Annotated in this window: 11 protein-coding genes; 1 reads left to right on the top strand and 10 read right to left on the bottom strand. The window is 47.7% G+C overall.

What is annotated here, in order from left to right:
* Positions 1 to 17: 17 nt before the first annotated feature.
* From GCE9029_RS03575 to GCE9029_RS03590, 4 genes are all read right to left on the bottom strand, one after another.
* The gene (locus GCE9029_RS03575; protein ID WP_062661061.1) at positions 18 to 3,188 is read right to left on the bottom strand and encodes a chitinase C-terminal domain-containing protein; all 3,171 of its coding nucleotides are present in this window, start codon (positions 3,186 to 3,188) and stop codon (positions 18 to 20) included.
* Positions 3,189 to 3,698: 510 nt separating this feature from the next.
* Positions 3,699 to 4,361, bottom strand: coding sequence for a YccT family protein (locus GCE9029_RS03580; RefSeq protein WP_062663108.1), 663 nt, complete (start codon positions 4,359 to 4,361; stop codon positions 3,699 to 3,701).
* A gap of 67 nt (positions 4,362 to 4,428) precedes the next feature.
* Positions 4,429 to 5,616 carry a class I SAM-dependent methyltransferase gene (locus GCE9029_RS03585; RefSeq protein ID WP_062661062.1) on the bottom strand — a complete coding sequence of 396 codons (1,188 nt, stop codon included), beginning with the start codon at positions 5,614 to 5,616 and terminating at the stop codon, positions 4,429 to 4,431.
* 139 nt (positions 5,617 to 5,755) lie between these two features.
* Positions 5,756 to 7,141: a methyl-accepting chemotaxis protein gene (locus GCE9029_RS03590; protein ID WP_062661063.1), complete on the bottom strand. Its 1,386-nt coding sequence runs from the start codon at positions 7,139 to 7,141 to the stop codon at positions 5,756 to 5,758.
* Positions 7,142 to 7,239: 98 nt separating this feature from the next.
* Here GCE9029_RS03590 and yccX point away from each other — a divergent pair, with 98 nt between their 5' ends.
* A complete protein-coding gene (yccX, locus tag GCE9029_RS03595) occupies positions 7,240 to 7,512 on the top strand; it encodes an acylphosphatase (protein WP_062661064.1) in 273 nt (90 codons plus the stop codon).
* A gap of 40 nt (positions 7,513 to 7,552) precedes the next feature.
* Here the strand turns inward: yccX and GCE9029_RS03600 are convergent, their stop codons facing one another.
* The 6 genes from GCE9029_RS03600 to GCE9029_RS03625 form a co-directional block, all read right to left on the bottom strand.
* Positions 7,553 to 7,882 carry a TusE/DsrC/DsvC family sulfur relay protein gene (locus GCE9029_RS03600; protein WP_062661065.1) on the bottom strand — a complete coding sequence of 110 codons (330 nt, stop codon included), beginning with the start codon at positions 7,880 to 7,882 and terminating at the stop codon, positions 7,553 to 7,555.
* A gap of 92 nt (positions 7,883 to 7,974) precedes the next feature.
* Positions 7,975 to 8,640, bottom strand: a complete 666-nt coding sequence (locus GCE9029_RS03605; RefSeq protein ID WP_002539047.1) for a Bax inhibitor-1/YccA family protein — start codon at positions 8,638 to 8,640, stop codon at positions 7,975 to 7,977.
* Between the two features lie 213 nt (positions 8,641 to 8,853).
* On the bottom strand, positions 8,854 to 9,603 hold the full coding sequence (locus GCE9029_RS03610; RefSeq protein WP_062661066.1) for an amino acid ABC transporter ATP-binding protein: 750 nt from the start codon (positions 9,601 to 9,603) through the stop codon (positions 8,854 to 8,856).
* Between the two features lie 18 nt (positions 9,604 to 9,621).
* Entirely contained in the window at positions 9,622 to 10,722 is a 1,101-nt protein-coding gene (locus GCE9029_RS03615; RefSeq protein ID WP_062661067.1) for an amino acid ABC transporter permease, read from the bottom strand.
* Positions 10,723 to 10,725: 3 nt separating this feature from the next.
* Complete coding sequence (locus tag GCE9029_RS03620) at positions 10,726 to 11,934, bottom strand: amino acid ABC transporter permease (protein ID WP_062661068.1); 1,209 nt, start codon at positions 11,932 to 11,934, stop codon at positions 10,726 to 10,728.
* An 84-nt stretch (positions 11,935 to 12,018) separates the two neighbouring features.
* Positions 12,019 to 13,164, bottom strand: coding sequence for an amino acid ABC transporter substrate-binding protein (locus GCE9029_RS03625; RefSeq protein WP_062661069.1), 1,146 nt, complete (start codon positions 13,162 to 13,164; stop codon positions 12,019 to 12,021).
* Positions 13,165 to 13,705 lie beyond the last annotated feature (541 nt).

Raw genomic sequence — 13,705 nt, forward strand, 5'->3', positions numbered from 1 at the left:
TTCGTTAAGTTAGTGGATTAACCACACACTTTGGTCCAGCTACCATCGCTACCTGGAACAGATGCAGTCCACCAGTTTGCTTGGTAAACAACGCCGTCTTTCACGACTTTGTCACCTGCTGCTGCGTGGCTTGGGTTGCCTGCCCAGTCAGTCTGAGGGAGATTTGGGTAAACCACGATGCCAGTCGTGTCACAAGTACCTGTGCCACCACCATTGTCGCCGCCACCGTTACCACCGCCAGCAGACAGGTCTGCCAATGGCAGGTCGCTGTACTCAGATGCGAAAGCGTAATCAACGCCATTGATGTTCACTGTGTAGTTCGCAGGGCCAGAGATTGGCAGGTAGTACACAAAGTCCAGTTCATACGTTGCACCAGGAGCCAGAGAGTCCCACGTTGGCAGTGAGAACGCCAGACGGTGCATAGTACCTTCCAGTCCACCAATGTTGTTCGCTTTGGTGTGGCCAGAAGAAATGACATTCACTTTACCGCCATTCTGACTCTTCGCGTTGTCTGGTGCTGAGGTCGGAATGTCAAACTGGAACTCAGTACCACCAGGCAGTTCTACGCCAGTATTGTTGGTGAAAGTGATTTTCGGGTTGATTGGGTAGTTTTGGTCGCCCACTTTGAAGCCACCTACGCTAACCGTAATATCAACCGCTTCGGTAGGCATTGCAGTCTCAGACAGTTTCGCACCGTAAGGTGTCGCTGCTGCAAACTTGTCGTAGATTGCTTTGGTCATGGTGTTACCCATGTGGAACTCACCGTTACCAGTCGCACAAGCATTTTCAGTTGGGTCTACAACGTCAGTACGGTTGCCGTTCGCGTCCAGTTGGTAACATGCGTAGTCACCCGCCAGTTCCCAGAACATGATGCCGCCGATACCTTTGTCGATAACGTAATCAGATTTCACCTTGATTGACGCTTCGTCTTCAGTAGACAGGAACACTTGCTTCTCAGCATTCCACAGCCATGGCGCAACAGCTACTGAGTCGTAGTTGCGCTGGTAAGTACCTTTGAGAACGTCTTGTGGATCGTTCGCTGGGTCCAGTTTGTAGGCAGATGCGTAGGTACCGAAAATGCCATGCTCAAGGTTCTTCGCATGCCACATTGGGTTAGAACCTGCACCCATTTCGTTACCTTTTGGATCCGTATCGTGCCACATGTTGTCGATACCGATCGCGCCGTGACCACAGTTGTTCTTCTCACCTTCACCGGTGCCTGGTTGACACTCAGCTTGGTTAGGAAGTGCAGCTTTACCCCACAGACCGTTTTCACCGCCTGTTACGCCCTGCCAACCACGGGTGTAGTATGGAACACCAATGTTGATACGGCCTGCTGGCATTGAGCCACGGAAGTAGTGATATGCCCAGTCAGTGTTCAGGTAACCGATACCGCCATACTGGCTGGTGCCGTATACGTTCCAAGCGGCTAGCTCAGAGTCTTTACCTGTGTCGAACAGTGCGGCGTTGTGACCAACGTGATCATTCCACGCACCGTGCAGGTCGTAAGTCATGATGTTGACGTAATCGAGGTACTTGGTGACATCGAAGGTTTCCATACCACGCAGCAGGTAGCCAGAAGATGGCGCTGCGATGGTCAACATGTAGTGGTGACCGTCTTGCTCAGAAGCGATATCGACTTTCTCACGAAGGACACGCATCAGCTCTTGGTAAGAAGCCCACAGGTATGGACGACGTGGTTCCATGAAGTCTTTATCGTACGGGTTACCTGCGCCTGCCATTGAGGTTGGGTATTCGTAGTCGATATCCAGACCATCGAACTTGTATTTACGCATCATTTCAACAGCAGAATCTGCAAATTTCTGGATACCTGCATGGTTGATTGAGCCGTCAGCATTGGTGGTCATGGTGTAGAAACCGCCGTCTGCTACACGGTTACCGTCAAGGCCAAAGTGACCGCCGGTTTCCGCCCAGCCACCGATAGAGATCAGTGTTTTAACGTCATGTTTCGCTTTATACGTAGCCAGTGCACCGAAGTGACCTTTAAAGCCCAGCGCTGGATCAACTTCTACGCCTGGCCATTCTTTACCTACCGCGGCGTTGGTTGGATCGTTCACATCACCGATGTTGACTTTGCCGTCAGCACCGATGCTTACGAACGCATAGTTGATGTGAGTCAGCTCTTCCCATGGAATATCTTTAACAAGGTAAGCGGCTTGCGGGTCATCGCCTGAGCGCCAGCTGGTGAAGTAACCGATGATACGACGAGGGTGGTCGGCACCCATGTCTTCACGACCTTCTGCGTCGTAGATCGTACAGTAAGGAACGTTAACGCCAGGTGTTTGGAACAGGCCTTCTGGACGACAGTTAGATACTGTTGGTGTGCCCGCTACAGTAACGGTGACCAGTGCAGAATCAGTTGATGCGCCTTTGTCATCTGTCGCTTTCGCATATACAGAGACGTTGCCTGCTTTGCTTGCCGTCCAATCCAGCGTGTATGGAGCTGCGGTTGATGTGCCAACCAATTGGCCTGCCGCGTAGAAATCAACTTTTGCTACAGTGCCGTCAGAGTCTGCTGCATCTGCAGTCAGTGTAACAACTGCGCCTTGATCAACAGCTTTTGCGGAAACTGCAACAGACACGGTTGGTGCTTCGTTGCCTGGCAGTACGACGCTAGGTTGCACGAAAACTTTAACTGGCGCGCTTTGCGTTGCTGCGCCTTTATCGTCTGTCGCGCGAACGAAGATAATGTGTTCACCTTCCGCCGCCGTCCAGTTAAAAGAATATGGAGAAGAAGTATCTGAACCGATAGATGCGCCGTCAACGAAGAATTCGACGTTAGCGACGGTGCCATCTGAATCTGATGCCGTTGAGTTGATGGTGACAACGTCACCTGTGTTGATTACATCAGCTGAGCTTGGCGAGTCCAGAGATACAGTTGGTAAAACGTTATCTGGTAGCGTTACATCGCCAGTGTCACACTGGTCAACCAGCTTCCACTCTTTGAAATCGCCGGATGAAGTCGCAGGGCTGTTACCCTTCGTCCACCAGTTAGCTGTGTAAACCTTGTTGTCGTTTTGAACTGTTGAGCCGCCGCCATATGCTTTGTCTGCTGACCATTTTTCAATGTTGGTACAGTCAACAGCAGCTTGAGCATTGAAAGAGAACATACACGCTACGGCGATTGCCGAGAGCGCGAATCCTTTGCTCTTACCTGTCACATCCATTGGATATCCCTCGAAAATAATATGTTATCTATTAATTTGTATGTTGTTAGCGCACTTAAATCGCGCAATAAATAAAGTAGAGGAGTTGCAAGGGTGAGACACCCCGGATTTCGTCAGATTTAGATCTCTAATCAGTTCCTGAATTGAAAAGCTTTGCGCTCTTGGTAACGACTCACAGTTTCAATTGGTAAATTTTCACGTGCTGCATGAAATTTGTGCGATGAATATGTGCTCAACAGCAAAGATGGAATAGCCAATGTCAGATGATAAATGTCGACAATAAGTGTTTGTATATAGTTACTGAATGGTTTATAGGTATCTTTGCTGTGAATACTGTTAACAATAAATATTTTTCTGCGAGGTGTACTGCGGAAGAGATGTCGATGACTTTGAGAGTGGACAGGGAAGGATGCGACTCAGTTTGAAGAGTGGTTGAGAGATACAGACCCAGTTAATAAGCGGGAAAAAAGAAGGCCGCTTAATCTGCGACCTCTTTCAATTGTTGAGTGCTTAGCGAGCGTTTACAAAGGCTTTGAAGCGCGCTTGTGTTTCGGCATCTGCTTTCTCAAACCAGTAGTGGAGCTGGTACTCCACTTCATTCAATGCATCTTGCCCGCCAACAACGACTCTTGCTCGTGGGGCTGTATTTGACTGTGCAGCTGGCTGTGAGACAACTTCTGATGCGGTCAGTTGCAATGATGCTGGTGCATCTGTTTGGTTGAAGTGTTGCATCTCGGAGAGGTAATCGCGACTCAACTGGAAGCCTGATTTAAGCAGTTTGTTTTGCTCAAATGCGATACGGGATTCGTTGGTATCCAGAATGGCGAATTCAGGATTGTCATTGAATTGTCGAACCTGACGCTTGTTTTTGTGTTCTGGGAAATCGAAGAAAATTTCGGTATCAGCCGCGTCAAACTTAACGACCAGCACATCCGAGCGGACAAAAGATACGTCTTTGCCTTCCTCAAAGCTTTCCACATAGCGAAATGCCACCTGTTGGGTGCCATTTTGAAGTACCACTGATTCTTCTTTGCCAAATACAGAAGATTTGTGAGCTTTACCGTTGTAGGCAAGTAGCTCAATATTATCGTTCAAATTAAGTTTGACGTCAGCGTGAGCGCCAAAAGAAAGCAAAGCGGTCAACACCGACGCAAAAGCGAATTTTCTCTTCATTGTGTTCCCCAAGAAAGATGTAAAGCGCAGCCCATAAGACATGGTCTTTGAGCTGCTTGTTTTATAGTTATTTAACGTGGCACGCGAAACCTTTCAGGTAGAAACCTTCTGGGTAACCGCTATCAATTGGGTGGTCGGCCGCTTGCTCAAAGCGCTCGATAAATTGAACGCTGCGATGTGCGTCTAGTGCTGCATCCGCGATGATCTTCTGGAATAAAGCGTTATCCATTAGACCAGAACAAGAGTAAGTCAGTAACGTTCCACCAGGTTTCAGGATCTGCATAGCCAGCATGTTGATGTCTTTGTAACCGCGACATGCACCAGTCAATTGTGCTTTAGATTCAGCAAACTTAGGTGGGTCCATGATGACAACGTCAAACAGTTCACCGGCGTCACGATATTCGCGCAGCAACTTAAATACATCCGCATTTACAAACTGTGCTTTCGACAGGTCATAACCGTTCATTTCGGCATTAGATTTTGCGATATCCAGCGCGGGTTGTGAAACGTCCACATTAATGACTTCTGCTGCATCGCCTTTCAGCGAGTAAAGACCAAACCCGCCGGTGTAACAGAAACAGTTCAATACACGCTTGCCGTTAACGTATTTAACTGCCGCTTCACGGCTGTCGCGCTGGTCAAGGTAGAAACCGGTTTTGTGGCCACCTGTGATATCGACACTAATTTTCACACCGTTTTCTTCAATCACAACAGAAGCTGGTGGTAACTCACCGTGCAGAACGCCTGTGCGCTCTTTCAGGCCCTCTTTCTTGCGCACTGATACATCTGAACGCTCGTAGATACTGCACTCTGGGTACTGTGCGATAAGCGCCTCTACCAGATTGTCTTTTTGCGCTTCCGCGCCAGCACTTAATAGCTGACAAACCAAGAAGTTCTCATAGCGATCGATAGTGATGCCAGGTAAACCATCAGATTCAGCGGCAATCAGGCGGTAACCTGTCAGGCTATCACGGGCAGCCAAAACATCGCGCAGACCTTGCGCTTCTTGAAGGCGTTTTTTGAAGAATTCGACGTTGACTTCTTCTTGTTCGAAAGTCCAAACACGGACACGAATTTGGGAATTAGGAGAAAACGCACCGCGAGCCAACCATTGGCCTTGATGATCATATACATCCACTGTTTGACCGAGGGATGGCTTACCCTCTACGCGTTGAATACCACGGGAGAATACCCATGGGTGGCGACGGCGCAGTGACTTTTCACGGCCTTTAACCAGATAAACAGACGGATTCATTGGTTTTTCCTAACTTCAAAATATGGGTACCGAGCTTTGAAAACGCGGTAACCGGTAAAAGGTGGTGTATTGTCAGAGAAGCTTGGCAATAATGCAAACGGCCGCACTTTAGGCGGCCGTTTTTTCATCAGAACAACCGTTATTCAGTGCGAAGGCCTTTCACCAGATCTGTAAGACTGGATGATTGTTTTTGCAGATTAGTGACATCTTGAGATGTTTGCTGAATCATTTCGCTTACTTGCCAAGCTTGTTGGCGCACACGTTCAACATCTGAAGAGATGGTACCTGCAACGCTGCCTTGTTGGTTGGCGGCAGTTGCGATTTCAGTGCTACGGTCGGTAATGCGCTGGCTACGTTCAGAGATGGAGCTGATTTCCAGATCGATGTTCTGCATCAGGCTTTCACTCGCCGCTGCGTTATCAACAGTACCTTGCATCACGCCACGCAGATGCGCAGTGTTATTCTCAAGATCCTGAATCATCCGTTGAATTTCGACAGTCGTCTGTTGTGTTCGACCTGCCAGAGAGCGCACTTCATCGGCAACAACAGCAAAGCCACGGCCTTGCTCGCCTGCTCGTGCCGCTTCAATCGCTGCGTTGAGTGCCAGGAGGTTGGTTTGCTCTGAAATCGCACTGATAGTCGCAACCATGCTGCCGATTTCATTCGAGTTCTGTTCCAGTGAAGCCACTGCTTGCGAAGCGGCTTCAATTTCGGATGCCAGAGCCTGAATTGCTTGAAGCGTTTGGGTTACCTGAGTACGGCTTTGTTGAGATGCAACGCCTGCTTCGGAAATTTCGTCTGAGGTTTGCTCTGCATGGGAGGCAACGTCACGGATTGAACCCGCCATTTCTTCGGTTGCACTGGCCAATGAGTCGAGATACGTTCGCTGCTCGGTTGATAAGCTTTCACTGTCAGCGCTTCGACGACCCAGATCTGCAGAAAGTTCTTCCATCAGTTCTGAAGCATTCTTGATTGCTTTAACAAGTTCGTGTTCGCGGTCGGCAACTTTGTCGACAGTAGTTGCAATCACACTGAATTCGTCGCGAACTGGGAAAAAGTTCATTCGGCTTGTCAGGTCTCCATCCAGCATGCGCTGAAGGGCGTGGTTCATGGTATACATGGCACCGCCAATAAAGCTCGATACGTAATGCAGTGCCATTAGACCCAGAACAAACAAAGCAAGCATCACGACCCAAGAGGTTGCGCTGATTTGCGCCCAGAAGCCATCTGTGTAAGCCGGTTCGTAAGCTGCTGGCGCGCCGTAGGCAGATGTTTGCTTGATACCATTTTGCGCAAGAACGCTTGCGGCTTCGTTTGCACTGATGTCGTAGTGAGACAACACGGCGGTTAATGCTGCACTATGTTTTTCTTGTACCTGTGCAACTTGAGCTTGAGAAGCAGAGTAAAAAATTGAACCCGTTGCGATAGCAAGAGCAAAAATGAAAACATAAAGTGCGTAGAATTTTTCTTTCAGACTGAGTTTGATCAGGTACTGATCGACCCAGCGGAATGGAGTTTCTTTCATGATGTGAGCTCCCCCAATAAATGTGAGCACGTGCATATATACCGTATGGCATATTACACCGTTACATATGCACAACACTAATACAGGAATGGTGATAAATGTCACAAATATGCGTCAAGGCAACCGTCTCTGGTCGAGTTCAGGGAGTTGGGTTCAGGTTTCACACGGCTCACGAAGGCTTGAAGCTGTCACTGAGCGGTTATGCGAGAAACGAAACCGACGGTACTGTGACTGTTTTAATGTGTGGTGACGAGAAGAATGTTGAGGCTTTGTTAACTTGGCTGGACAAAGGACCACCGACAGCGAACGTCACGAAATTGACCCATGAGCATGTTGATTGGCAGGCGATTGATGGCTTCTCTATTCAATAGCAGAAACTGGAAACGGAAAAAGGAGCCAAAGGCTCCTTTTTTAAATGCATTTTACTGGCTTTGGCAAACCCGCTAGCTTGGTCGCTTGCTTTGCTGGACCTTTAGGGAACAACTTATACAAGTAACGGCTGTTACCTTTTTCCGGACCATACTTTTGCTCCATCGACTTCACTAGGAGGCGAATGGCAGGGGAGGTGTTGAACTCTTTATAAAAGTCCTGCACGAAGTAGACCACTTCCCAATGCGCCTCAGTCAACTCAATGTTTTCCTGTTCAGCCAGCATCGGAACCAACTCTTCATGCCAATCAGCAAAGTTTTTCAGGTAACCCTGAGCATCGGTCTCGATTTGCTTACCGTTTAATTCCAACATGGATAACCTCGTATTTCGAACGCGCAAAGGATAATACCTAAACAGAAACAAAAAAAGCTCCCGAAGGAGCTTTTTCAAATCAACATGTTCGATTAATCGTCGCCACCGAAAATGCCAAGCAGTTGCAGCAGGCTCAGGAACAGGTTGTAGATAGACACGTACAGGCTGATTGTCGCGGAGATGTAGTTAGTCTCGCCACCGCGGACGATAGACTGAGTGGTCAACAAGATAACACCTGTTGAGAACAGCACGAAGATACCGCTGATCGCGACAGACAGCATTGGCATTTGCAGGAAGATGTTTGCAATCATACCCACTACCAGCACGACGAAACCAGCCAGCAGCATGCCGTTCAGGAACGAAAGGTCACGCTTGGTAGTTAGTGCGTAAGCTGAACACGCCATAAAGGTTAGAGCTGTGCCACCCAGTGCCGGAGCAATTGCCCAGCCCATACCAGCGCCTACATACATGTTTAGAATAGGGCCGAGGGTATAACCGGTGAAACCGGTGAACAAGAAGGTAAACACCAGGCCCATTGAGTTGTTCTTGTTCTTTTCAGTCAAGAACAGCAGACCGTAGAAACCAACCAGGGTGATAATGATACCCGGGTAAGGTAGGTTAGCAGCCATTGATACGCCAGCTACGACAGCCGCCCATACCAGAGTCAGTGACAACAGAAAGTAGGTGTTACGCAGTACTTTGTTTGTCGCCAATACACTCTCTTGTGTTTGACTGGCTGAAACAAAACGTTCGTTCATAGGTTTCTCCCAATGGGGTACATATTTTGTTTATTACGACATTAATGGCGTCTTCGGCTTAATTTTTCAAGTCGCAATTGTCGCACAAGTGATAATAATGCGGCTTAGCCTCTGAAAATACTAATATATCGTGCCACACGGTCGTAATTGAGTTTGTAAATGGATGTTAATAAGCCGCTACACTCAGTAAGTGTAGCGGCTTTTTATTAACAATTAATGATGCAGGATTTGGCTGAGGAAGAGCTGAGTGCGGTCAGACTGTGGGTTGTTGAAGAATTCCTCTGGAACATTTTCTTCAATAATTTCACCGGCATCCATGAAGATAACGCGGTCTGCCACTTCTTTCGCAAAGCCCATTTCGTGTGTCACACACAGCATGGTCATGCCTTCTTCTGCCAGTTCAACCATAACATCGAGTACCTCACGAACCATTTCTGGGTCGAGTGCCGAAGTTGGTTCGTCAAAAAGCATGACGTTAGGGTTCATGCATAGTGAACGGGCAATCGCCACACGCTGCTGCTGACCACCAGACAGTTGACCTGGGTACTTGTCAGCCTGCTCTGGGATTTTTACACGCTCGAGATACTTCATGGCGATCGCTTCTGCTTCGTCTTTCGGCATCTTCTTCACCCAGATAGGTGCAAGGGTGCAGTTTTCCAAAACAGTAAGGTGCGGAAAGAGGTTGAAGTGTTGGAAACACATTCCGACTTCTTTACGTACCGCTTCGATGTTTTTCAAATCGTCTGTCAATTCAGTGCCTGCAACAACGATCGAACCTTGCTGGTGTTCTTCAAGGCGGTTGATACAGCGAATCATGGTGGACTTGCCAGATCCTGACGGGCCACAAATAACGATTTTCTCGCCTTTTGCGACTGACAGGTTGATGTTTTTCAGCACGTGAAACTGACCATACCATTTGTTCATATCGGTCAGTTTGATAACAGGGGTGTCTTGTTGACTCATAAATACAATCCTTGTTCTTTATCGCTTGTGACCGGTATGAAGCTTGTTTTCCAGATAGATACTGTATCGGGACATGCCGAAACAGAAAATCCAGAAAACGAGAGCAACGAACACGTAGCTTTCTGTTGCGAAGCCGAGCCAGTTCGGGTCGGTGTTAGCGGCCTGACCAATACCCAACACGTCGAACATACCGATAATCAGCACCAGACTGGTGTCTTTAAACAGACCGATAAAGGTATTTACGATGGATGGAATAGTAATTTTCAGTGCCTGTGGGAGGATGATGAGATTCATCTTCTTCCAATACGTCAGACCCAAAGCATCAGCGGCTTCATATTGGCCTTTTGGAATTGCCTGCAGACCACCACGAACCACTTCCGCCATGTATGCCGAGGCAAACATCACTACACCAATTAGTGCGCGAACCAGCTTATTGGTTTCAGACTCCCCGGACATGAACAATGGCAACATCACCGACGCCATGAACAGTACAGTGATCAATGGCACACCACGCCATACTTCAATGTAAACGGTACAGAGGCTACGAATAATCGGCATTTCAGAACGTCGACCGAGTGCCAAAACGATGCCAATAGGGAGTGAGATGACGATACCGACGATAGCGATGATCATGGTGATCAGCAATCCGCCCCAAAGGTGCGTTTCCACTTTTGGCAGACCAGCAACATCACCAAATAGCAGGAAAACCGCCATGATTGGGAATGCCACCAAAAACAGCAGCAGAATCCAACCGCGTTTTGGCGTTTTTTCGTAGATAAGCAGTGCCGTGAAAATGGCTAGAATTGCATAGAAGAGTTTAGGGCGCCACAACTCTTCACTCGGGTAAAACCCGAACATGAACTGTTCGAAGCGAACATTAATGAACACCCAACAAGCGCCATCACTTGTGCAGTCTTCTCTCGTTGTGCCAACCCAGTCTGAATTCAAAAACGCCCAGTCAAACACAGACCATAGCGCCATGATAGCGATATAGGCCAGCACGACTGTCATCACTGAATTGAGCGGGGTAGAGAATAGGTTTTTTCTCAGCCAACCCACTGCACCCACGGTATTCGGTGGGGGTGGCAGATCAGGTTGAAACTCATGTTTTCTTGTCATGGGTTACCTCTCAACCAGAGCCATCTTGGCGTTGTAAATGTTCATCAACAGCGACGTCAACAAGCTGAGAGTAAGGTAAACCCCCATCGTCATTGCAATGATTTCGATAGCCTGACCTGTTTGGTTCAGCGTTGTACCGGCAAAAACCGACACCAAGTCCGGATAACCAATGGCCATCGCGAGCGAAGAGTTCTTCGTTAGGTTCAAGTATTGGCTGGTGAGAGGTGGAATAATGATACGCATAGCTTGCGGGATAATAACCAAGCGTAGAGTTTTTCCACGTGGTAAGCCCAAAGCCATAGCTGCTTCAGTTTGTCCATGGCTAACAGCATTAATGCCGGAGCGCACGATCTCAGCAATAAATGAAGCCGTGTATATGGACAATGCAAGAGTTAGAGCCGCCAATTCTGGGATAATCGATATACCCCCGCGGAAGTTAAACCCCTTTAGTTCCGGATATTCCAATGACACTGGCATGCCAGCGACGAAGAACGCAATCAGTGGCAAGCCGATGATTGCGGCCAGTGAAATAGAGAAAACCGGTGTCTGTTCACCCGTTGTTTCCTGTTTGCGTTTCGCCCATCTGGAAAAGACAAAACTGAAAACGAGCGCAACGGCTAAAGCAATAAATATGATGTTTGAACCTTCTTCGAACACAGGACGGGTAAAGTACATACCACGCACATTGAGGAAGAAAGATTCGCCGATACTGATACTTTCTCTTGGGGATGGCAGAGCTTGAAGAACCGCGAAATACCAGAAGAAAATTTGAAGAAGCAACGGGATATTTCGGAAAATTTCAATGTACACCGCAGCAAAACGGCTTAGTAACCAGTTGTTGGAAAGCCTGGCGATACCCATTAAGAAACCGATAACTGTGGCAAACACAATACCGAGTACAGATACCAATGCGGTGTTTAACAGGCCAACGAAAAACGTGCGGCCATAAGAGTACGTTTCATCGTACTCGATAAGCGTCAAACCAATTCCAAATCCCGCTTCCTGCGTTAAGAAACCAAACCCTGTAGCAATACCGCGTGACTCGAGATTGGTCAGGGCATTGTTGACGATGGTGTAGACGAAAAACACCAGCGCGATAATAGCTACAGCTTGGAAGACAACAGAGCGGAACGTCGGATTGTAAATGATGCTTTGCTTCTTCTCAGGTCGCGCGACGGCTCCTGAGTTCAGCGCATTATCTTTAGATGCCATACATCTGCACCTCTATCCTTTTAACGTTAATTATGGGGCACAGAATCCTGTGCCCCAGCATGCGTTTGTTAAACGAACGACTTATTAGCGGATAGGTGGCGCATACAAGATGCCGCCGTCACTCCAAAGCGCATTCACACCACGTGAAATTTGCAGTGGAGAGTCAGAGCCGACAGTGCGCTGGAAGCTCTCGTCGTAGTTACCTACCTGTTTGATTACCTGGTAACCCCAGTCATCATTCAGGCCAAGGCCTTTACCTTTAGGACCGTCTTGGCCAAGGATACGGCGGATGTTTGGATCTTTAGAGTTCACCATCTCATCGACATTGGCAGACGTGATGTTGAATTCTTCACCATTGATCATGGTGTTCAACGTCCACTTAGCAATGTTGAACCAGTTGTCATCACCTTGGCGAACAACAGGGCCCAGAGGCTCTTTAGAGATGATTTCTGGCAGTACAACAGCACTGTCTGGATCAGCCAGCTTGATGCGTGATGCATACAGGCCAGATTGGTCAGTAGTGAGTGTGTCACAGCGGCCTGACTCAAAACCTTTAACAGTTGCATCGTACGTATCGTAAACGACTGGTTTGAACGACATGCCGTTAGAGCGGAAGTAGTCAGATAGGTTAAGCTCGGTCGTTGTACCTGATTGAACACATACCGACGCACCATCAAGCTCCAGTGCGCTCTTCACGCCCAGATCTTTTTTCACCATGAAGCCTTGGCCGTCATAGTAGTTAACACCGACAAAGTTCAAACCCAGAGTGCCGTCACGTTGCAGTGTCCAAGTGGTGTTACGTGAAAGAACGTCGATCTCACCAGATTGCAGTGCGGTGAAACGCTCTTTCGCTGTCAGAGGAACGAATTTAACTTTGCTCTTGTCGCCAAGTACTGCAGCAGCCATGGCTTGACAGAACTCTACGTCAATACCTTCCCACTCGCCGTTAGCGTTAGGGTTAGAGAAACCTGGAAGGCCGGTGCTCACACCGCAGCTAATAACGCCTGCTTTCTTCACTTTCTCCAGAGTATTTTCACCTTGGGCAGAAGGAGCAGGTGCCTGTGCAGTGCTCGCTTTTGCTTCAGACAGTTGCTTCTCGAGTGAAGCTACCTGCTTTTGAAGGTCGTCGATTTGTTTCTGACTTTCAGCGCTGTTACCACCGCTGTCACAGCCTGCAAGCAGTAGAGCTGAGAGCACTGCGAGCCCGAGTGTCGACTTTTTATTAACCATACCTATCAATCCTTTATTGGTTATTACTGGTTGTTACTCATGGACAAGGCTCATAAGAGGCAAGCAGCCTAAAAATGATGTGAACCTCGTAAAACCATTTAGAAGTTTCATTAACACAAAGTTAACAAAAATTAGTATAGGGGGTGAAAACATGGCTGCAAATTGAACAGTTTGGAGGTGTGATCTAGGCATTGATCTTCGAAGAAATGAGACATTTTTCGGGAGAAAATGTGAAGAAGTCCAACCCCTAACATGCTGTTTTTATGTAAATGAGAGGTGAAATTGTTTAACGAATAATCAACACGCAGCAACAATGCCATTACCCGATTATTTTTTAGGGTTTAGTTTTGACTAGAATACTGTCTCAAGTTTGATTAGATGTTTATGCATTTCCAAATTCGAAATACAGCTTGATTAGGGATAACTGATTGAATACAGGCCAAGAGCTGATTGTGATATGCACATGATGGCTTAAATGTATGCATTCGAACCAAAATGCATAAATAATGTGTTTACACCGTGCAAAGTGCACATTAGTATA

The organism is Grimontia celer (assembly GCF_900055185.1).
Lineage (GTDB): Bacteria > Pseudomonadota > Gammaproteobacteria > Enterobacterales > Vibrionaceae > Enterovibrio > Enterovibrio celer.